At 60.9% G+C, this 19,106-nt stretch carries 19 protein-coding genes; 8 read left to right on the forward strand and 11 right to left on the reverse strand.

Annotation, left to right across the window (positions count from 1 at the left end; genetic code table 11):
• Positions 1–3 precede the first annotated feature (3 nt).
• The 3 genes from HFX_RS11245 to HFX_RS11255 form a co-directional block, all read right to left on the reverse strand.
• Positions 4–570, reverse strand: a complete 567-nt coding sequence (locus HFX_RS11245; RefSeq protein WP_004059895.1) for a DUF1684 domain-containing protein — start codon at positions 568–570, stop codon at positions 4–6.
• Positions 571–618: 48 nt separating this feature from the next.
• Complete coding sequence (locus HFX_RS11250; protein ID WP_004059893.1) at positions 619–1,602, reverse strand: aldo/keto reductase; 984 nt, start codon at positions 1,600–1,602, stop codon at positions 619–621.
• Between the two features lie 206 nt (positions 1,603–1,808).
• Positions 1,809–2,075: a hypothetical protein gene (locus HFX_RS11255; RefSeq protein ID WP_004059892.1), complete on the reverse strand. Its 267-nt coding sequence runs from the start codon at positions 2,073–2,075 to the stop codon at positions 1,809–1,811.
• 417 nt (positions 2,076–2,492) lie between these two features.
• Between HFX_RS11255 and HFX_RS11260 the strand changes: the two genes are divergently transcribed.
• A complete protein-coding gene (locus tag HFX_RS11260; protein ID WP_004059890.1) occupies positions 2,493–2,774 on the forward strand; it encodes a hypothetical protein in 282 nt (93 codons plus the stop codon).
• A gap of 4 nt (positions 2,775–2,778) precedes the next feature.
• Here HFX_RS11260 and HFX_RS11265 read toward each other — a convergent pair whose 3' ends face one another.
• From HFX_RS11265 to HFX_RS11290, 6 genes are all read right to left on the reverse strand, one after another.
• Positions 2,779–3,714, reverse strand: coding sequence for a DMT family transporter (locus tag HFX_RS11265; RefSeq protein WP_004059888.1), 936 nt, complete (start codon positions 3,712–3,714; stop codon positions 2,779–2,781).
• A 108-nt stretch (positions 3,715–3,822) separates the two neighbouring features.
• Entirely contained in the window at positions 3,823–5,154 is a 1,332-nt protein-coding gene (locus HFX_RS11270; RefSeq protein WP_004059886.1) for an ABC transporter ATP-binding protein, read from the reverse strand.
• A complete protein-coding gene (locus tag HFX_RS11275; protein ID WP_004059884.1) occupies positions 5,147–6,313 on the reverse strand; it encodes an ABC transporter ATP-binding protein in 1,167 nt (388 codons plus the stop codon). The genes HFX_RS11270 and HFX_RS11275 overlap by 8 nt, the downstream gene beginning before the upstream one ends.
• Position 6,314: 1 nt before the next feature.
• Positions 6,315–7,379 (reverse strand): ABC transporter permease, encoded by a 1,065-nt coding sequence (locus HFX_RS11280; protein WP_004059882.1) that lies wholly within the window; start codon positions 7,377–7,379, stop codon positions 6,315–6,317.
• A 16-nt stretch (positions 7,380–7,395) separates the two neighbouring features.
• Positions 7,396–8,394, reverse strand: coding sequence for an ABC transporter permease (locus tag HFX_RS11285; RefSeq protein ID WP_004059880.1), 999 nt, complete (start codon positions 8,392–8,394; stop codon positions 7,396–7,398).
• A gap of 3 nt (positions 8,395–8,397) precedes the next feature.
• A complete protein-coding gene (locus HFX_RS11290) occupies positions 8,398–10,023 on the reverse strand; it encodes an ABC transporter substrate-binding protein (protein WP_004059879.1) in 1,626 nt (541 codons plus the stop codon).
• Between the two features lie 151 nt (positions 10,024–10,174).
• Here HFX_RS11290 and HFX_RS11295 point away from each other — a divergent pair, with 151 nt between their 5' ends.
• Positions 10,175–10,807, forward strand: a complete 633-nt coding sequence (locus HFX_RS11295) for a ribonuclease H family protein (RefSeq protein ID WP_004059877.1) — start codon at positions 10,175–10,177, stop codon at positions 10,805–10,807.
• A 132-nt stretch (positions 10,808–10,939) separates the two neighbouring features.
• Entirely contained in the window at positions 10,940–11,629 is a 690-nt protein-coding gene (locus HFX_RS11300) for a twin-arginine translocase subunit TatC (protein ID WP_049917496.1), read from the forward strand.
• 40 nt (positions 11,630–11,669) lie between these two features.
• Here HFX_RS11300 and HFX_RS11305 read toward each other — a convergent pair whose 3' ends face one another.
• Positions 11,670–13,925, reverse strand: coding sequence for an NADP-dependent malic enzyme (locus HFX_RS11305; RefSeq protein WP_004059874.1), 2,256 nt, complete (start codon positions 13,923–13,925; stop codon positions 11,670–11,672).
• Positions 13,926–14,054: 129 nt separating this feature from the next.
• The gene (locus HFX_RS11310) at positions 14,055–15,161 is read right to left on the reverse strand and encodes a M24 family metallopeptidase (protein WP_004059871.1); all 1,107 of its coding nucleotides are present in this window, start codon (positions 15,159–15,161) and stop codon (positions 14,055–14,057) included.
• A gap of 138 nt (positions 15,162–15,299) precedes the next feature.
• Between HFX_RS11310 and HFX_RS11315 the strand changes: the two genes are divergently transcribed.
• The 5 genes from HFX_RS11315 (at position 15,300) to HFX_RS11335 (ending at position 19,100) form a co-directional block, all read left to right on the forward strand.
• Positions 15,300–16,133, forward strand: a complete 834-nt coding sequence (locus HFX_RS11315) for a COX15/CtaA family protein (RefSeq protein WP_049917494.1) — start codon at positions 15,300–15,302, stop codon at positions 16,131–16,133.
• 230 nt (positions 16,134–16,363) lie between these two features.
• Positions 16,364–17,161 carry a basic amino acid ABC transporter substrate-binding protein gene (locus HFX_RS11320; protein WP_004059868.1) on the forward strand — a complete coding sequence of 266 codons (798 nt, stop codon included), beginning with the start codon at positions 16,364–16,366 and terminating at the stop codon, positions 17,159–17,161.
• A gap of 48 nt (positions 17,162–17,209) precedes the next feature.
• The gene (locus HFX_RS11325; RefSeq protein ID WP_004059866.1) at positions 17,210–18,043 is read left to right on the forward strand and encodes an amino acid ABC transporter permease; all 834 of its coding nucleotides are present in this window, start codon (positions 17,210–17,212) and stop codon (positions 18,041–18,043) included.
• A complete protein-coding gene (locus tag HFX_RS11330; protein ID WP_004059865.1) occupies positions 18,040–18,768 on the forward strand; it encodes an amino acid ABC transporter ATP-binding protein in 729 nt (242 codons plus the stop codon). The genes HFX_RS11325 and HFX_RS11330 overlap by 4 nt, the downstream gene beginning before the upstream one ends.
• A gap of 98 nt (positions 18,769–18,866) precedes the next feature.
• Positions 18,867–19,100, forward strand: coding sequence for a hypothetical protein (locus HFX_RS11335; protein WP_004059864.1), 234 nt, complete (start codon positions 18,867–18,869; stop codon positions 19,098–19,100).
• Positions 19,101–19,106 lie beyond the last annotated feature (6 nt).

The raw sequence follows: 19,106 nt of genomic DNA on the forward strand, positions 1-19,106 counted from the left end.
TTGCTACGCGGAGTCGTACGTCTGTTCACCCGCGGGAACGACCACGTCGAGCCAATTTTCTTCCGGTGGGAGCGGGCAATCGAACGTGTCCGTAAAGGCACAGAAGGGGTTGTACGCGAGATTGAAATCGACGACTACCTCGTCCAACTCGTCGAGTGGCGCGTCGGGCGTGAGTTCCATGTACCGGCCGCCGTTGTACGTCTGCTGCCCGGTGGTCTTGTCACGGAACGGAACGAACAGCGTCGGTGAGTTGTCGTGTTCCTGTCGGTAGGCACCGAGTTCGAGGTCGGTTCCGCGCAGTTCGAAGTGGAACGTCGCAACGCGGAGATACCGAACTTCACGGCCCGTAGAGGTGTCCATTACGACTGGTTCGGGGTCGTCGTGCGTCTCGACCGATGCGGTCACGCGGTAGTCTGGGTCCGGGTCGAAGTAGTCCAATCCGTCGAACGTGTCCCGCTCTTCTGGCGGAATGGGTGACTGCGGATGGGTGTCGAAAAATTCGTCTTTCTCCGTTCGCTTTGCCCGGAGTTCGGCGATGTATGCTTCGGAGTCGAACACGTCGTCGGTCATGACCGGTGATACCCGCCGCCGACACCTACACCTGACGGTTCGGCGTGTTCACGCGGAGAGATGTTGTTTGGCGGCCGAAATGCGCTCGAATTGGTCGGCCGTGAGGTCGATGTTGGCGGCGACGATATCCTCTTTAAGCTGGTCGACTGTCCGCGCACCGATAATGGGGGCAGTGACCTGCGGGTGGTGCATGAGCCACGCGAGACTAACCTGTGCGGGCGAAGCGTCGACTTCGGTCGCGACAGTCTCGATAACTTCGAGTGCGTCGAAGTTGGCCGGAGTCAGATACGAATCGGCGAAGCGCTGGTCATTCGCAGCGCGAGAGTCCGCTGGTGGGCGCTCGCCGCGAGTGTACTTTCCGGTGAGAAATCCACCGGCTAGCGGCGACCACGGGATGAGACCGATGTCGTAGTCGGCGCACATGTCGAGATAGTTCCCTTCGACTTCGCGGTTGACCGCGTTGTACCGCGGCTGGGCGAGTCGGAACGGTTCGTAGCCGCGCTTGTCCGCGAGTTCGTTGGCCTTGACGACCTTCCAAGCGTTAGGTTCGAGCGTCGACGTTCCGAGATAGTTCACCTTTCCATCGCGGACGAACCCGTCGAGCGTCCGCATGAACTCCTCAACCGGCGTCTCGTCGTCCCAGCGGTGGATATAAAGCAGGTCGACGTAGTCGGTTCCGAGCCGGTCGAGAATGAGGTCAATCTGCCGACGGAGGTGTTTTCGGTTGAGTCCACATCCGTTTGCGTCCTCTCGAGTCGGCCAGAAAATCTTCGATGCGATAACGAAGTCCTCTCGGTCACGGTCCGAGAGCCAGTCTCCGATAAATGTCTCACTCGCCCCGTCGCCGTACATATCCGCAGTGTCGATGAAGTTCCCCCCAGAAGCGGCGTATGCATCGAGGAGTTCGTGTGCCCGGTCACCCCCGACCTCGACAACGCCCGCATCGTTCTGCCGACCGAACCGCCACGTTCCGAATGCAATCTCCGAAACTTTCGTCCCGGTTCGTCCCAGTGGAACCATCTCCAGCGACATACGAAATTCGACGGCCGGACCAGTGGTAAAGACCCCCGATTTGCGACTGTTAATCGTGGTACACCCGTTCTCGCGAGAGTCGGGTGTTGAGACGTAAATTGGAGGGAGGGAAAAGGGAAGGGTGGAAGAGGAGGGAAGAGGAAGGGAGGGATGGAAGAGGAGGGAAGAGGAAGGGAGGGCAGTGAGAGAAACCGTAGCGGTGCAGACTACGAGCGGGCGTAGTTGTGGCCGACGACGAGCGCGAGCGCATTGACTGCGACAAGCGCGACGAAGGCAGTCAGTTCACTTCCGGAGAGACCTCCCACCAGTAGTGGAAGATAGAGGAACGGAAGCGCGACGGCAACCCAGAACCCGATAAAACGAACTGGAATAGCGATGAGTCTGAGCCCGGTGGTGAGTTGCTGTTCGTCCGTGACCCTCTCCCGAAGTTTGGAGAGGCGTTCGCGGGGGACCGTAGACGAGGAGTTCGACATCGTTGGGGGACACCTACAACTACTGTATAGACACGTGGGGTCATAATTACGTGCGAGGATTCGATTCGTTTCATTCTCATTTACCTGTTACAATCTGCTAAACGAGAACATTCACAAATAGCTTAGAAGTAAGCTAATACTTTACAAGCGTCTCTAACTTTTTTATTCATGATAACAATATGAGTTATTGAATAGTCACAGAACCCTGACTAACGTACGACGTCTCGGTGAGTAGCCGAGAGCCAGTCGAGGCCACGTTGAGCATTGGTGTAGTTGTCTATATGAGCGATTTATGATAGTTATAGCACCGTCGGGCTGTCGGGACAGTCTAGGATATTGACGTCGGTGGGTCGACACCAACCGAGTCAGTACCGACAGTCCCGTAGCGATTTATTCGCCGAGAACGACTGTCGAACGATGGCTGACCTCAATCGTGTCGCAAAGCGCATGTACAACATCCATCCGAACACCATGCACCTCGTCGTCGGCGAGGAACTCGACGGAACGTTCACACTGGAGAGCGCCGAGTTCTTCCAGACCGAGTTTCAGGCGGAAGGAAGAAGGGAGGGTGACGACGCAGTGTATCGGTTCGCGACCACTGACGACAACGATGCCGTCATCGTCGGACGACAGCAACCGGGTGAAGACGGGTGGACGATGATCGGTGAAGTCGTCTCCGTCGAACGGCTCGACGAGTAGGCAGTCAGTCGGTCGTTCTGGCTTCGTTGCCGAGTCGATACCGGAGCTCGCTCTGAATCGCCCTGCGTTTTAACAGGATAAACCCGATAAAGATGAGACCGAATCCACCCACTGTGGCAGAAGTCGGTACTTCGTTCAAGAATACCCAGCCAGACAACGCCGCGAAGACGGGTGCGACGTAGGAGACGAGATTAATCTCAATCGGGCCGAGACGGGCGAGCAGGTCGAAGTAGATGAGAAAGCCGAGCGCACTCGCCGCGAGCGACAGGTACGCGAGCGCGACAATGGATTCCGTATTGAGAACCACGTCGGCGAACGACTCGTTGAGACCGACAGAGACGACGTGCATCAGCAGCGCCCCACCGAGCATCGACCACGCCTCCATCGTTTCTATCGGCATGTCGGAATCGACGCGTCGAGTGAGAACCGACCCAAGAGCGAACGCCGCTGCCGCCCCGAAGATGAGGAGTTTCGCAACGGTTCCGCCAGCCAGTAGATTACTCGGGTCGAGTTCGGAGAGGACGGCAACGCCGACGAGTCCGAGGAGGAGACCGACAATTCCGAGCGGCGTCAATCGCTCACTCGGAAGCAGTAGTCGTGCGAAACCGCTCGTGAGAACCGGGCTGAGACTCACAATAACGGCGGCAGCGGCACTGGTAACTGCCGGGTCAGTCTCACCGATAAACAGGAGGGCGTGATAGCTCGCGATGAGGAAGACGGCTCCAATAGCGATTTCCGTCCACTCTGCTCGACCGCGTGGAAGCGGCGAGTCGGTCGCGTAGAACGCATACCCGAGCATTATCACTCCTGCAACGTCGTAGCGCAGAGCGGCAAAGAGAACCGGAGGGAAGAATTCCAGTCCGGCTTTGATTGCCATGAACGCGGACCCCCAGACAGCGGCGAGGACGACGAATAATCCGAGATTGCGATACCGTGTCACAGCGATGATGTGCTCGGTGGGTGCCTGAACGTTTCGTTACGGGGTGATTTCGCCGGTGGGCGAAAGCGGCCATCCAGGTTATGTAGTCGTCTGCGGCGGGACAGAAGCTCAGTCGTCTGCTTCCGCGGGAGTATTGGCGTTCGTCTCGGTAACCGTCACCTCGGGTGACCCCTCGTAAAGGTGGCACGCTGCGGGGTGGGGAACGTCCCCAACGGCAGGGCGGTGTGTTTCACACCGACTCTCGAATCGATCTCGAAGCGTCTCGCGTGCACGTTCGAAATCGCCCTCTGTGAGGTGGCTGAGCGCCGTGTCGACGACGCCCGCAACCTCACCGTGGAGTTCGACGGCGACGTGTCGCGACCGTGCCTCCTCGATGAACGCCTCTGTATCGACTCGCTCGGGGTCGGCGGCCTCCCAGATATGGTCCGGGTTGACATCACCGACAGCGAGAGCGTCTCGGAGGTCCATCACGGCGCGGTACGTCTCTTGGTCGATATCGAGGTCGTCCGGCGGGATGACCTGCGGACACCGCGTCCGGAACCGGCACCCTGACGGGGGGTTCCGGGGAGATGGAACATCTCCCGAAAGCGCCTCGACGCGGCGGCCGTGTTCGTCGGTCGACGGTCGTGGAACGCTTTCCAAGAGCGCTTTCGTGTAGGGATGTTTCGGTGATTCGAACAGGTCAGCTGTGGGTCCGAGTTCGACGATATTTCCGAGGTACATCACCGCGACACGGTCGCAGATGTGTCTGACCACAGAGAGGTCGTGTGCGATGAACAGATAGGTGAGTCCGAACTCGTCTTGCAGGTCGTCGAGCAGGTTCAACACCTGTGCTTGGACGGATACGTCGAGCGCCGAGACGGGTTCGTCGAGGACGATGAAGTCCGGTTCGAGCGCCAGCGCCCGGGCGATACCGATACGTTGGCGCTGGCCGCCGGAGAACTCGTGTGGATACCGGTCGAGTTGGTTCGCGGAGAGACCGACCCGTTCCAGCAACTCACCGGCTTTGTCGCGACGCCACTCCCGTTTCGAGGCGTCGCCGGAGTCGTCCGGAATGCCGTGAATCTTCAGCGGTTCGGCGACGATATCACCGATTGTCATCCGCGGGTCGAGACTCGAAAACGGGTCCTGAAAGACGATTTGTGCCTCCTTGCGGAACGCTTTGAGGTCGTCGTCACCCATCTCGAAGACGTTCTGCCCGTCGAACCGGACCGACCCACCGGTCGCCTCGCGCAGTCGAAGCAGCGTCTCACCGGTCGTGGACTTTCCACACCCGGATTCGCCGACGAGTCCGAGCGTCTCGCCGCGTTCAATCTCGAATGAAATTCCGTCGACCGCTTTGACGCTCTGTTGGCCCCGTCCGAGGAGGCTATCGATGAGCGTGTCCTGTTCGAAATAGTACTTCTGGAGGTCGCGGACCGCCAAGAGCGAGTTAGTCATCGGCTACTTCCTCCGGTTCGATAGATTCGGTTGGGTCGTACTCCTGTTCGACGAGGACACAGCGAGCGCTGTGGCGTCCATCGACTTCGTACTCCGGAATGCGGGTCAGACAGTCAGACATAGCTTTGGGACATCGGTCGGCGAAGAAACACGCGTTCGGCATCTCCGAGTCGATGAGACTCGGAACGTTCCCCGAGATGGGTTCGAGACGGGCGGCGGGGTCGTCAACGTCCGGTATCGACCCGAGTAATCCTTGCGTGTAGGGGTGGACGGGGTTATCGAAAATATCCGCGAGCGACCCCCGCTCGACGACTTCACCGGCGTACATGACGCCGACGCGGTCGCACATCCGAGCGATAACGCCCAGGTCGTGAGTAATCATCAGGATGCTCATCCCCTCTTTTTCCTGCAGGTCGCGGAGCAGGTTGAGAATCTGCGCTTGGATGGTCACGTCGAGCGCCGTCGTCGGTTCGTCGGCGACGAGGATGTCGGGTTCGCCCGCGAGCGCCTGTGCAATCATCGCACGCTGAAGCATCCCGCCGGAGAACTGGTGCGGATACTCGTTTGCGCGGTCTTCCGGGTCGGGGATACCGACTTGGTCCAGCAACTCGACCGCTCTCTCCATGCTTTCGTCGGAGACGTACTCCCGCGAGGGGACGAGTGTGTCCACGATGAGCGAACCGAGACCGTACCCCTGCGTCCGAGAGCGCGTACTCCGTGGGTTCGAGCGGGCGCGGCGCTGTACCTCGACCGCCTCGGCAATCTGCTCGCCGACGGTGATAGAGGGGTTGAAACTACTCATCGGGTCCTGAAACACCATGCTGAACGAGGGGCCGCGGAGCGACCGACGGACGCCTTCCGAGAGTTGTCGGATATCAACGAGGTCGCCGTCGACGGCTTGCGGTTTCGACCCGCGGAACTCGTCGGCGAGGTCGGCGTTGCGGTACCAGACCTCGCCGCTGGTCACGCGACCGGGCGACTCGATGAGGTCGATAACCGACAGTGCGGTGACCGACTTTCCGGACCCCGACTCACCGACGATACCGAATATCTCGCCGTCCTCGATATCGAACGAGACGTTCTCGACGGCGTTGACCTGTCCCTCTTCGGTGAAAAACCGAGTACTGAGACCACGGACTTCGAGAATCTTGTCCGCCATCTTAGACGCCTCCCTCGCCCTCGATACCCGGGTCGAGCGCGTCTCTGAGCCAGTCGCCGACGAGGTTTAGCCCGATGACCGTCACCACGATAGCGAGACCGGGCATCGTCGAAATCCACCACGCGGTCGATTGGTACTGCCGACCGAGGGCGATATCGAAGCCCCACGACACGTCGGCCCCGGAGAACCCGAGGAACGACAGCGCGGATTCGAGGAGGATGATGGCGGCCACCTGAATCGTCGCCAAGACGAGGATGGGTGTGATTGCGTTGGGGAGGACGTGCCGAAGCATCGTCCGCCCATCACTCGCGCCGAGAGCGTGTGCGGCTTTCACGTACTCTTCCTCGCGAATAGAGAGTGCTTCACCGCGCGCGACGCGGGCGAACCAGACCCAGTTGACGAGGGCGACCACGACGATGACCGTCCCCGGAAGCACGGCAGTTTCCGGCATCCCAGTCGGGAGACCGACAGCGGAACGGAACGCCGGGGCGAGCCCAGTCACGACGAACGGGTCGGGGATGGGCGCTTGTGCTTGTCCCCAGACGCCGACGAGGGCGATAGCGAGGACGAGAGAGGGGAACGCGAGCATGATGTCGGCGCTCCGCATCAGCAGGTCGTCGACGCGTCCGCGGTAGAACCCCGCCGACAACCCGACGAGGACACCGATGAGTGCAGCGAGCGACGTTCCGAACAGGCCGACGAGGATGGACGTTCTCGCGCCGTAAATGAGACGAGAGAGGATGTCTCTCCCGTTTCCGTCGGTCCCGAGCGGATGGGCGAGCGTCGCGTTCGTGTAGACAGTTCGCGTCTCGGTGACGACTTCGCCGTTTTCGATGACGACGCTCCCGTTTTCCATCTTCGTGACTTCCTTCGTCTCTTTAGTGCTGAAGCCAATCGGCGGCTGGCGCGCGTTGTCGAGGTCTTGTTTAGACGGACTGTACGGCGAGACAAACGGCGCGAAGATCGCCATCGCGACCATGAAGACGACGACGACGATACCAATCTTCGCGAGAAGACTTCGCTGGAGTTCCCGGCGAAGGTTTCTGCGTGTGCGTTCCGATATCATCGATTAACCTGGAGATTCAATCGTAGGCCACCTGTGGGTTGACGTAGGCGTACAGGGCATCTACGAGGATGTTTACGAGGACGAAGCCGACCGCGACCACGATGAGCGACCCTTGCAGGACCGGCCAGTCGCGGGCGTTGATACTGTTGATGATGAGCGTCCCGAGTCCCGGCCACGCGAAGACGGCCTCCGTGATGACGGCCCCGCCGATGAGCGTGCCGAGTTGGAGCCCGATAACGGTGATGACCGGGATAAGCGTGTTTCGAAGCGCGTGCTTGTAGCGGACCAGCGTCTCCGGGAGCCCCTTCGCCCGCGTCGCACGGACGTAGGTCTGGCCTAACTGGTCGAGCATCCCGCTTCGGGTGAGTCGCGTGATGAGCGCGGTGAAGTACGTCCCGAGCGTGATGGCGGGCAGCGTGATGTGCCACAGCCACGTTCCGAAGCCGTCTATCGCCGCATCAAGGTTACCGCTGGTGAGAAGCCCCACGATGCCGTCGAAACCGATGGGTCGCTGACTCGTCGGGAACAGATTGAACTGCACCGAGAGGACGATGATGAGCATCACCCCGAGCCAGAAGTTCGGGGTGCTGATACCGACGAGCGAGAACACCGTCGCTCCGTAGTCCGCGGGTTCGTGTCGGCGAGTCGCCGAGAGGACGCCCAACGGAATCGCGATGACGATGGCGACGACGGTCGCCGCGATGGCTAGCTCCAGCGTCGCTGGCAACTTCGCAAGGACGCGGGCCGTGACCGGCGTCCGAGTCACGAGCGAGAGCCCAAGGTCGCCGACGGGAACCCCGGAGATGAACTCCCAGTACTGGATGTACAGCGGCTCATTTAGCCCGAGTTCGGCGATGACTTGCGCTCTGACCTCGGGGTCGACGTCGGGGGGCAAGAGCACGTTCGCCGGGTCGCCCGGTGAGATAAACCGGAGACCGAAGACGACCGTGATGACCCCCCAGATGACGAACAGCCCCTGGAGCGAGCGCTTGATGAGGAACCTCGACAGGGACATCGGCTACGGTTGGCTCATCGCGTATGCATCAATGCGCTCGTCGGAGCGGGGTTCCCATTTGATGGCGTTGTTGACGCCGTAGACGCTGAACTGCTGGTTCAGGAATATCCATGGAGCCTGCTCGTGTGCGAGTGCGTTCGCCTCCTGGAGCGTCGCCTCTCGCTCCTCGCCGGACTGGTTTCCGGCCTGTTCGAGAAGCGAATCGAACTCGTCGTTCTTCCACGTGGTGAGCGTCCCGTCCGACGCGAGAAGCGCTTCCATGACGAGACCGCCATCGAAGGTCGCTTCGCCCCAGCCGATGAGAAACCACGGTGGACGCTTTTCGATAGAACCTGCGAGGAGTTCGTCCACGAGCGACCCGAAGTCACGCTGACGAACCGTCGCCGTGACGTTCGGGAGTTCGTCGATGTAGCCGACGACCGCCTGTGCGACTTCGAGGTCCTTCAGATACCGACCGACCGGCGTATTGAGTTCGATTTCGGCACCGGCGTAGCCGGACTCCTCGACGAGTTGCTCGGCCATGTCGGGGTCGTACGGATACGGGTCGATATCGGGGTTGTGACCGACGAACTCGGGAAGCGTCGGCTGGCCCGTCTGTGCGCCGAACCCACCGAGGATATTCTGAACGATACTTTCGAGGTCGATGGCGTAGTTCAGCGCCTGACGGAATTTGACCGAATCGAACGGTTCGAGGTCGTACCGAAGCCCGTTGTAGATAATCCGGGTCGACGGTGCCGCGGCGATGCTGGCATTGTCGGAGTTGTTGATGCGCGAAACCTCCTGTGGCGGGACGTTCACGATGACATCCGTTTCGCCTTGGAGGAGTTGGTTCACGCGCGTACTGGCCTCGGATGCGGCACGGAAGGTGAGTGTATCGACCGCTGCGCGTTCCTGCCAGTACTCTTCGTACGCGGAGAAGACGACGACTTCGTCTTCGGTGTACGAATCGAGTTTGAACGGTCCGGTCCCGTTTACGTTCTGTGCGATGTACGACTTGTCGTTGTTCTCAACCCACGACTGTTGCATCACGTCGAGGTAGGTTGCGAACTCGGAGAACACGATGGGGTTCAGGCCGTCGTTGTTCACCTTGACGGCGTTTTCGCCCTCGATTGCCTCCGCACCGGCGACACCGGCGAGTTGGTCACTCTGTGGGCTCGCGAAGCCGACTTCCTCGTCGACGACGCGGTTGATACTGTACGCCACGTCTTCGGGAGTGAGTTCGTCGCCGTTGTGGAAGGTGACGCCCTCGCGGAGGTCGAACCGAACCGCGTTTTCGCCCTCGATTCGCTCGTAGTTCGTTGCGAGCGCGGTCTGTACTGCGCCGTCGGCGTCGCGGGTCAACACGCCCTCGTACGCGTGCAAGACGACGATAGTCGTCGGTGTTTCGCGGTGGTCGTGCGGGTCGAGACCGGACGGCATCTGCCCCTGTGTAATCGTCACATCGAACGTATCGCCGTTTTCCGACGGCGTCGTGGTCGTCTCAGTCTCGTTCCCCCCACCGGCTGTAGTCGTCGTCTCTGTCCCTTCACCATCATCACCGGTACAGCCGGCGAGTGCAGCCGAGGCCGCTGCGCCGCCTGCTAATTTGAGGTATGAGCGGCGATTAATGTGTGAATTGTTATCAGCCATCGAAGGAAGATTGCGTCGGCCATTCTTATAATTTGCCCGACCACAACCCCAGTATATATTGTCCGACCTATATATTGTTACCAAGCACCATAGTGCATATCCCACTCCAACACGGGGTACGCTTATTAGTCCCCATCGCTGAACGATTTGTATGGCCGTGACCGGCCGTCCTAGCCTCAGGGACTTGTTCGACGAGTCGCCGACGCCCCACATCGCACACCCGCCGCGGACGCACCAACGGCACTTCTACGTCGCGACGGATGGGTCGTACCGTCCGAACGGTGGTGGACTCGGTGTTGTGATAGAGACCCGCGACGGCGAGCGAGTCGCCCGTATCGCGCTTCCAGACGTCGCTCCGGACAACAACGTCTCGGAGTATCGAGCACTCCACCTCGGGTTGGACGTGCTCGCCCACCGGGCACCACCGGGTTCCCGTGTTGGCGTCCTTATCGACCACGACGACCTGGCAGCGAACGTCAACAACGCGGTTCTCGCCAGCGACCACCCAGACTGGAAGTCGCCAAAGCGCATCGTCGTCCCCGCCGGGAGTGAACACCACTGGCGCGGGATTCAGGCTCGAATCTCCGGCTTCGAAGAGATTCGTGCCGCCCGAATCGATAGCCGAGAGAACCCCGCACATCCGCTTGCGAACTCACCGAGCGAGTACGAACACGTCAACAGACGCCCCAATCGGTGCGTGATTCCGGACCCGCCGGAGTTCGAGACGGAAACGGACGCGAGCTACCTGCCGCCGTCCCGGTTCGAAGGTCGGGCGAGCGACTGAACACCGTCAGACCCCACGCCTCGACTCACCGGTCGGAGGTTGATGAGCGCGAGCGGTCCCATTCTACGACCCCCCGTCGAAACAGTCCTCCTCGTCAAAAAGTTGACAACGGGGCGTAGCGACAGCTACACCATGGACACGACGGGAGTCGTCGAACCGTTCGACCCCCGAGGATACGGGCTGTCGCCACTCGCCGCGACACTCAGATGCCGTGCACCGCGACTCATCGCCGGCAGTCTCCTCGTAGCGGTTGTCGTCTTCTTCGCCGCTCGGGACCCAGGATACCTTTCGCCGACTGCGGGACTCCGAACAGACGTGTTCGCCAGTGGCTCGCCTGACCTTCTCGTCCGCCTCGAACTGGCCGGACTCGTGGGTGCTCTCGTCGGCGGGACACATCTCGTCTTGCTGACCGGCCGCGACGCCGCGGTCGACCTCCGTTCGGCCGCGAAATACCTCATTTCTGCCGCTGCGGCGTTCATCATCGGGGTCGGACTGACCTGGTTCGTCGCTCCGAGCGTTGTCGACCTCCTCATCAGTACGGACCGACTCGCATCCGGGTCCCGGCAGGCAATCCTCGAACTCGAACTGTTCTTGCCCGTCGCTGGAGGACTCGGAATGGCTACTGCACCGCTCCTCGTCGGGTTGGCTCGGTCCGGGGCGCTTCCGAGCCGACTCGGTGAGCGGACCAAAGGGATGGCACTCTTGCTTACAGTGGCATTCGCCGCGTTCTTCTCGCCGCCGGACCCGACGACGTTCGCCCTCTACGCGATGCCGCCGCTGGCCGGTGTTGCGGTCGCTGTCGCGTGGATTGACTTCAGGTGACGATTGGGTTGCCTCCGAAAAAATACGACTACCGGACCGATTACTCCTGCTGTGCGTCCACGACCGCAGTCGCTGCGAGGTTGACGATGTCTTTGACTTCGTCGCCGCGCTGGAGGACGTGAACGGGTTTGTCCATGCCGACGAGCATAGGACCGATGGCCTCCGCGCCGCCGAGGCGCTGGAGGAGTTTGTAACCGATGTTACCCGCTTCGAGGTTCGGGAAGATGAGGACGTTCGCCGGGTCGTCGAGTTCCGCGAAGTCGTAGGTCCCTTCGAGGATGTCTTCGACGAGGGCCGTGTCGGCCTGCATCTCGCCGTCGACCGGGAAGTCCACTTCGGGGTCGTTTTGGAGGAGTCTCGCCGCGTCACGCGGCTTCGCAGTTCCCTCGTTACGGACGCTGCCGAAGTTAGAGTACGAGAGGAGTGCGGCGCGCGGTTCGACGTTGAACCGGCGGGCCAGTTCGGCCGTGTGTTTCGTAATCTCCGCGAGAATCTCCTCGTCGGGGTCGAGATTGACTGTCGTGTCAGCACAGAAGACCACGCGGTTCTTGAACGTCATCATGTAGACACCGGCCGCGTAGTTGGCGTCCTCGGCCGTGCCGATAAGCTGGAGTGGCGGTCGAAGCGCCGAGGGGTAGTGGTGGGTCAGACCGGTGAGCATCGCGTCGGCGTCGTCCATGGAGACCATCACGCTGGCGAAGTAATTCGAGTCCTGCTGGACGAGTTCGGCCGCTTCGGTACGAGTAAGTCCCTTCCGACGGCGGCGTTCGTAGAGATGGTCGACGTAGTGGTTCCACTCGCCGTCGTGGGGGTTGGCGATGGTCGGGTCAAATTCGAGGCCCAACTCTTCGGCCTTCCGCAGGATGGTGGTGGTATCGCCGACGAGGATTGGCTCGGCAATGCCCTCCTCTTGCATCTGGTAGGCAGCGCGAATCATCTTCTCGTTGGACCCCTCGGCGAGGGCGACCCGCTTGGGGTCGGATTTCGCCTTATTGAGGACGACGCGCATCATCTCGCGGGACTTGCCGAGGCGCGCTTCGAGTCGCTCGCGGTACTCGTTCATATCGAGGCGCTCTCGGGCCGCGCCGGAGGTCATCGCCGCCTGCGCGACGGCCGGCGCGACTTCGAACAGCACACGTGGGTCGAGTGGTTTGGGGATGAGGTAGTCGGGACCGAACTGCAGCGGGTGGTCGCCGTAGGCTTTGACGACGGCGTCGGGTACGTCTTGCCGGGCGAGTTCGGCGAGTGCCTCGGCGGCGGCGCGCTTCATCGCCTCGTTGATTTCAGTCGCACGCACGTCGAGTGCACCGCGGAAGATGAACGGGAAGCCGAGAACGTTGTTCACCTGATTCGGGTAGTCCGAGCGACCCGTCGCCATGATGACCGTGTCGTCACGGGCGTTCTTGGCATCCTCGTAGGTAATCTCGGGGTCCGGGTTCGCCATCGCGAAGATGATGGGGTTGTCGGCCATCGACCGGACCATGTCTTGACTCACGATGCCACCGACGGAAAGACCGGCGAACACGTCCGCTCCCTCCATGGCGTGCGCGAGCGAGCCCTCTTCGACGTCCTGGGCGAACTCGGCTTTGTACTTGTTAACGTCGCCTGCACTGACGCGTGACTCGGTGATGATACCTGACGAGTCACACATCGTGATGTTCTCTTTTTTCGCGCCGAGCGAGACGTAGAATCGCGCTGTTGCGAGCGCCGACGCGCCCGCACCGGAGAAGACGATTTCGAGGTCTTCGAGGTCCTTACCGAGAACGTCGGCGGCGTTGAGCAGTGCTGCCCCGGAGATGATGGCTGTCCCGTGCTGGTCGTCGTGGAACACGGGGATATCCATCGTTTCGCGGAGTTGTCGCTCGATTTCGAAACATTCCGGTGCCTTGATGTCCTCGAGGTTGATGCCACCGAAGGTCGGTTCCATCGCCTTCGTTGCGGCGACGAAGTCGTCCACGTCGGTGATGTCGAGTTCGACGTCGAACACGTCGATGTCGGCGAAGCGTTTGAACAGGACGCCCTTGCCCTCCATGACCGGCTTCGACGCCTGCGAGCCGATATCACCGAGACCGAGGACCGCCGTCCCGTTCGAAACGACGCCCACGAGGTTGCCCTTCGCGGTGTACTCGTATGCCGCGTCTTCGTCTTCGTCGATATCCCGGCACGGGGCCGCCACACCCGGGGAGTACGCGAGGCTCAGGTCGCGCTGCGTGTTCGTCGGTTTTGTCGTGGCAATCTCTATTTTCCCGGGCGGGTCCCGGCGGTGATATTCTCGTGAGTCGTCGTCCAGTCCCATGAATCACACCACCTCGCCCGGGGGCAAAAAACTATCCAACGGCGTCGAACAGTATTTTCGACAGTAGTCGAATGACTGGGGGACAAAAGGGGGTTTCGACGTCGGTTCAGCGCCACACACTCACAAAAATTACTCCGTTTCGATGTGAAGAATTTCGGGGCGTTCGAGTTCGACCGACCCGTCTTCGGCGGCGACTGTCCGAGTCGGCCACTGGCTTGTCGCCGTCAACACTTCGACGTCGTCAGCCGTGACGAGCACCGTGTCCTCGCTCTTTGCGCCCTCGATGGTTGGGTTGTAGGCGTAGGCCATCGGCACGTGGACAGCATCGTCCGCGTCGGGTGCGGCGAACCACTCTCGTCCGGCGAATCCGGCGGCACCGCCCTGATGGTGATTCAGCCACTCGTCGGATTTGCCGACCTCGTCGTAGGTGTCGCGGATGGAGTCGAACACATCCGCCGCCGTTCCCCCTTCGGCCGCCACTCGCTTCGTCGCCGCAAGCGCTTCCACTTCTACTTGCATCGTCTTCTCGTGTCGCGTTTCGAGCCAGTCGGGCGCGTCGAACGCGACGGTTCGCGTACAACTCGCGTAAAGACCGTCCCGTTGGGCCGTCACGGAGATGAGCGCGTAGTCTCCGAGTTCCTCTTCGGTCGGCGTGTAATGCCGGTACTTCTGGGCGCGTCGGGCACCGCCGACGAGGGCGACGGGCGTCTCGATACCCATCGCGTGCAGTGTGACGCGGAGGCCCGAGGCGACTTCGTGTTCCGTGTCCTGCGGTTCGAGTTCTCGACAGACCCGCTCGACGGCGCTCGCCACGTCGCGGCCGAGTTCGCGGTACGCCTCGATGTCGGCTTCGGTGAGTGGTTGACGAACTGCCGAGGCGTCCACCTCGTCGAATCCGGGTACGTCGAAGTCCGCGGCCGCAGGTGTCGGAGAAACCGTCGCGACGCCGGACGCGAGAGACCCTTCGTGCCACTGGTAGCGGTGAATACGAACGTCTTCGTGCGGGACTTCTTCGTGGAGCAGTCGCGTGGCCTCGATGTTGTCGGTCACGACGTGGAACTCCTCGCCGTCGTAGCCGGCGGCCGCGACACCGATGGGTGCGTCGCGGTCGACGACGTTGTCGCCGCCGAGGAGCCACGCGAAGGAGTTCGGGCGGGCGAACCAGACTGCCTCGATGTCGTGTGTTTCGAGGTACGTGTCGAGGCGGTCTGCCCGAGATGCGAGTCGCTCGTCCATAGTCGGTCGTCCAACTGCACCGACTTGAATGGGACGACTCAGTTGAGAAGCGACGCCCGAACCGGAACAATACGAAATGTGACACCTTCGACGGACGTACCTACGAGGTATAAGTTTGCGCGGGCCTGACCCCCGCGTATGACACCTCGGCTTCGCCGCCTCCTCGCGGGGTCCGCCGTGCTGACTGGTATCCTGATGGTGCTCGGGGTTTACACCGCCGCCGCGGGTGCCGGACTCACGTGTGCCGGTCGCTGGCCCTTCTGCGACGGCTTCCTCGGACTGTTCCCGGCCAACTGGGGCAGTTTCCTCGAATGGTTCCACCGACTCGTCGCCATGATTACCGGCTTCGTCATCCTCGGAACGACGATAAAAGCGTGGCGCGAAGGCGTCTCGAAGCGCGTCCGATACGCACTCGTGGTCGCCACCGCCATCCTTCCGTTCCAAATCGTCCTCGGTGCACTCACCGTCACCGAGTACGAGTGGGTCATCCTCACCGCCCACTACGTCGTTGCCACATCAATCTTCACTGCGATTGTCGCCGCCGCCGCGTGGGGGCTTTCCAACCGCGGAATTCCCCGTATCGCCGACGCGGTCCGGCTGGCGCTCGTCGGGATGCCGATTATGCTCGTCCTCGCTCCCCACATGTTCGTCTCGTTCGGCCCGCTGACGCAGGCCGTATACTACGTCGTCGGTCTCACAACGTACGGCGCGCTCCTCTCCGCGACACTCTGGACCAGCGCCGCACACGGTGCGCGCGCAGATGCGTACGGCCGCCTCAAGGTATCCCTCGCACCCGCGAGCGCAATCGTCGTCACCCTCCTCATCGCCGGACGGCAGGTGTACGACCCGATACTCCAACTGGCTCATCTCGGCGGAACAGTCATCGCACTCGTCCTCGTCGTCGGTGCAGCGGTCGTCGTCCGCGGCGGTCTCCCAATCCCACAGACGAGCGTTACAAACGACGCAGACTGAGTTCGCGGCCAATACCGCTTCTTCGGATACGTTTTCCCGTCTGTCGAATCGAAAATCAGTGACAGAATGATAGTCATACACAATCAAGATGTTTAAAGTTGTAGAGTGTTCGAAAATTAATCGATTTCTTATCGATTTTCTTTCTTTGCTGGCAATTTTCACCAAAATAGGCGCGAATTGATGTTTCGACCGAAGAAGTGTTATAGGGGGAGTGCCACCTGTGGCTTGTTATGAAACGTCGTACCTATCTCAAGGGATCGGCAGGGGCTGCGGCCGCGTTCACGTTGGCTGGTTGTCTCGGTGGTGGAGACGAGATTGTCATCGGTTCGGACATTCCGTACCGGCCGTTCGAGTACGAGACGACCGAAGGCGAACTCGTCGGCTTCGACGTCGAAATCGCACAGGCCGTCTTCACCGACCAACTCGGCTATGAACACAGGTTCAAACCGACGAGCTTCGACGGTATCATCCCGGCGTTGAAAAACGGGAACTTCCGCGTCATCATGTCTGCGATGACCATCACCGAAGAACGCGCCGAGGAGATCGACTTCTCCGACCCGTACTTCACGGCGTACCAGACTGTCGTCGTCCTCAAAAACGGCGACATCTCCTCGAAGGAGGACCTCAAAGGGAAGACCGTCGGCGTTCAGAAGGGGACGACCGGCGCGGCCGCGGCCGATTCACTCAAAGAAGAGTTCGACGGCAACCTGAACATCCAGCGGTACGACCAGATTCCCGGCGCGTTCGACGCGCTCAGGAACAACCAGGTCGTCGCCGTCATCAACGACAACACGGTTAACGCCGAGTTCGTCAACCAGAGTGACAGCGTCACATTCCTCGAAGGCTCCGGTGCCGCGGAGGAGCAGGGCAAAAACGCTCCGCCGTACCTCACGCTCACCGTCGAAGAGTACGGCATCGGGTTCCGCCAAGACGACGACGAGTTCCGCAAGGAGGTCAACGGCGCACTCGAGACGATTCGAGAAAACGGGACGTACGACGAGATTTACTCGAAGTACTTCTCCGGCTAATCCGAACCACCACGCGATTTTATTACACCACTGTGAGATTAATTACCAATGGCAGAATCATACTCTGAGGGGCGAGCCGCCGACGACGGATACGAGGAGCAGTTTTTGAACGACAAGACGCTCAAACTCGCTGGTGCCGCAGTTGCGACACTATTTACGCTTGGTGTCGGTGTCTTTATCGCTGCCATCATATTCACACAGGTCGACTTCGACCTGTTCGTCGAGATTATCTACCCGCAGTTCGTCTTCGCGTACCTGCGGGTGCTCGGCATCTTCCTGGCGGGGAGCGTCCTCTCTATCATCGCCGGCATTTTCGTCGGCCTCGGCCGCGTTTCGAAGACCAGAATTACAAATATGGTTGCGAGTGGCTACGTCGAGTTCTTCCGTGGAACGCCGCTTCTCTTCCAACTTGTCGTCATCTTCTTCGGGATTCCCGCGTTCTGGCCGCCGGGTCAATTCCCCATCTCGAACTGGGCAATTCCGGCTGCTATTATCGGCCTGACGCTCAACCACGCCGCGTACGTCGGTGAGGCTGTCCGCGGCGGCATCAACGCTGTTCCGGAAGGTCAGATGGAGGCGGCCCGCTCGCTTGGAATGTCTTACGTCCAGTCGATGCGCGAAGTCGTGCTGCCGCAGGCGTGGCGCAATGCGCTCGCCGCCATCGGTAACGATCAGGTCATCCTCGTGAAGGACACCTCACTCCTGACGGTTATCGCTGTTGAGGAACTCATCAGTGCCTTCCGGAACGTCAATTCTACGACGTTCGATCCGTGGACGCCGATTCTGCTCGTCGCCATCGCCTACCTCGGAATCACGCTGCCGCTCGGCAAGGTGGTTCGACACCTCGAATCCCGTGCCGAGTGGGGAGGTGACCGACGATGAGCCTCCTCGAATTCGAGAAGGTAAACAAGTACTTCGGCGAGACGCACGTCCTGAAAGACGTCGACCTGCACGTCGAAGAAGGAGAAGTGTGCGTCATCATCGGCCCCTCTGGGTCCGGGAAGTCCACGCTCCTTCGCTGTGCGAACCGCCTCGAAGAGATTCAGGACGGTGAGATTCGACTCGCGGGACAGTCAATCTCCAACCCCGAAGCGGATATCAACCGACTGCGTCAGCGCATCGGGATGGTGTTCCAGAGCTTCAACCTCTTCCCCCACAAGACGGCGCTGGAGAATGTGACGCTCGGGCCGCAGAAGGTCAAAGGAGTCGACAAGGCCACCGCGAAACGAAATGCGGAGACGCTTCTCGACCGCGTCGGTCTCGGCGATCAGGCCGACTCCTACCCGAATCAACTCTCCGGCGGCCAGCAACAGCGCGTCGCCATCGCTCGCGCCCTCGCGATGGACCCGCACGTGATGCTCTTCGACGAGGTGACAAGCGCACTCGACCCCGAACTGGTCGGGGAAGTGCTCGAAGTGATGCACGGACTCGCCGAGGAGGGGATGACGATGCTCGTCGTCACCCACGAGATGGGCTTCGCCCGCGAAGTGGGCGACCGCATCGTCCTCATGGCCGACGGCCGTGTCGTCGAGGATTCGCCGCCCGAAGTATTCTTCGAGAACCCACGAACTGACCGGGGCAAACAGTTCCTCTCGAAGTTGCTCTGAGTTGGGGCCCACTTGCACCCGTGTGTGCTGAGTGAGTCGGGCACACACCCGACAACCATCCAACAAGCTTATACGCGGAACTGCCGCTTCACTGCGGCATGAACGACGTAATTCGCAACTTCAGCTCTGAACCCCCCGATTTCGAACGACGGAAGGCGATTCTGTTCTGCCAAACCTGTGGTCGCGCCGCGCACATCGACGAGTGGCCGGTACAGACAACCGACGACCACACCCGGCGAATCGACTGTCCGGACTGCGGCGAGGTCGTCTGGAACGGACTGGAGTCCGACGAGGCAGAAGCAGCGGACCGACTGCCGACGCCGACGGCGTAATCAGGC

This window comes from Haloferax mediterranei ATCC 33500 (assembly GCF_000306765.2).
GTDB classification, from domain to species: Archaea; Halobacteriota; Halobacteria; order Halobacteriales; family Haloferacaceae; genus Haloferax; species Haloferax mediterranei.

What these genes read in the sequence shown, in the direction of transcription:
- HFX_RS11245 (WP_004059895.1), bottom strand. Translation starts at nt 570, where the DNA reads ATGACCGACGACGTGTTCGACTCCGAAGCATACATCGCCGAACTCCGG.
- HFX_RS11250 (WP_004059893.1), bottom strand. Translation starts at nt 1,602, where the DNA reads ATGTCGCTGGAGATGGTTCCACTGGGACGAACCGGGACGAAAGTTTCG.
- HFX_RS11255 (WP_004059892.1), bottom strand. Translation starts at nt 2,075, where the DNA reads ATGTCGAACTCCTCGTCTACGGTCCCCCGCGAACGCCTCTCCAAACTT.
- HFX_RS11260 (WP_004059890.1), top strand. Translation starts at nt 2,493, where the DNA reads ATGGCTGACCTCAATCGTGTCGCAAAGCGCATGTACAACATCCATCCG.
- HFX_RS11270 (WP_004059886.1), bottom strand. Translation starts at nt 5,154, where the DNA reads ATGACTAACTCGCTCTTGGCGGTCCGCGACCTCCAGAAGTACTATTTC.
- HFX_RS11275 (WP_004059884.1), bottom strand. Translation starts at nt 6,313, where the DNA reads ATGGCGGACAAGATTCTCGAAGTCCGTGGTCTCAGTACTCGGTTTTTC.
- HFX_RS11280 (WP_004059882.1), bottom strand. Translation starts at nt 7,379, where the DNA reads ATGATATCGGAACGCACACGCAGAAACCTTCGCCGGGAACTCCAGCGA.
- HFX_RS11285 (WP_004059880.1), bottom strand. Translation starts at nt 8,394, where the DNA reads ATGTCCCTGTCGAGGTTCCTCATCAAGCGCTCGCTCCAGGGGCTGTTC.
- HFX_RS11290 (WP_004059879.1), bottom strand. Translation starts at nt 10,023, where the DNA reads ATGGCTGATAACAATTCACACATTAATCGCCGCTCATACCTCAAATTA.
- HFX_RS11295 (WP_004059877.1), top strand. Translation starts at nt 10,175, where the DNA reads ATGGCCGTGACCGGCCGTCCTAGCCTCAGGGACTTGTTCGACGAGTCG.
- HFX_RS11300 (WP_049917496.1), top strand. Translation starts at nt 10,940, where the DNA reads ATGGACACGACGGGAGTCGTCGAACCGTTCGACCCCCGAGGATACGGG.
- HFX_RS11305 (WP_004059874.1), bottom strand. Translation starts at nt 13,925, where the DNA reads ATGGGACTGGACGACGACTCACGAGAATATCACCGCCGGGACCCGCCC.
- HFX_RS11310 (WP_004059871.1), bottom strand. Translation starts at nt 15,161, where the DNA reads ATGGACGAGCGACTCGCATCTCGGGCAGACCGCCTCGACACGTACCTC.
- HFX_RS11315 (WP_049917494.1), top strand. Translation starts at nt 15,300, where the DNA reads ATGACACCTCGGCTTCGCCGCCTCCTCGCGGGGTCCGCCGTGCTGACT.
- HFX_RS11320 (WP_004059868.1), top strand. Translation starts at nt 16,364, where the DNA reads ATGAAACGTCGTACCTATCTCAAGGGATCGGCAGGGGCTGCGGCCGCG.
- HFX_RS11325 (WP_004059866.1), top strand. Translation starts at nt 17,210, where the DNA reads ATGGCAGAATCATACTCTGAGGGGCGAGCCGCCGACGACGGATACGAG.
- HFX_RS11330 (WP_004059865.1), top strand. Translation starts at nt 18,040, where the DNA reads ATGAGCCTCCTCGAATTCGAGAAGGTAAACAAGTACTTCGGCGAGACG.
- HFX_RS11335 (WP_004059864.1), top strand. Translation starts at nt 18,867, where the DNA reads ATGAACGACGTAATTCGCAACTTCAGCTCTGAACCCCCCGATTTCGAA.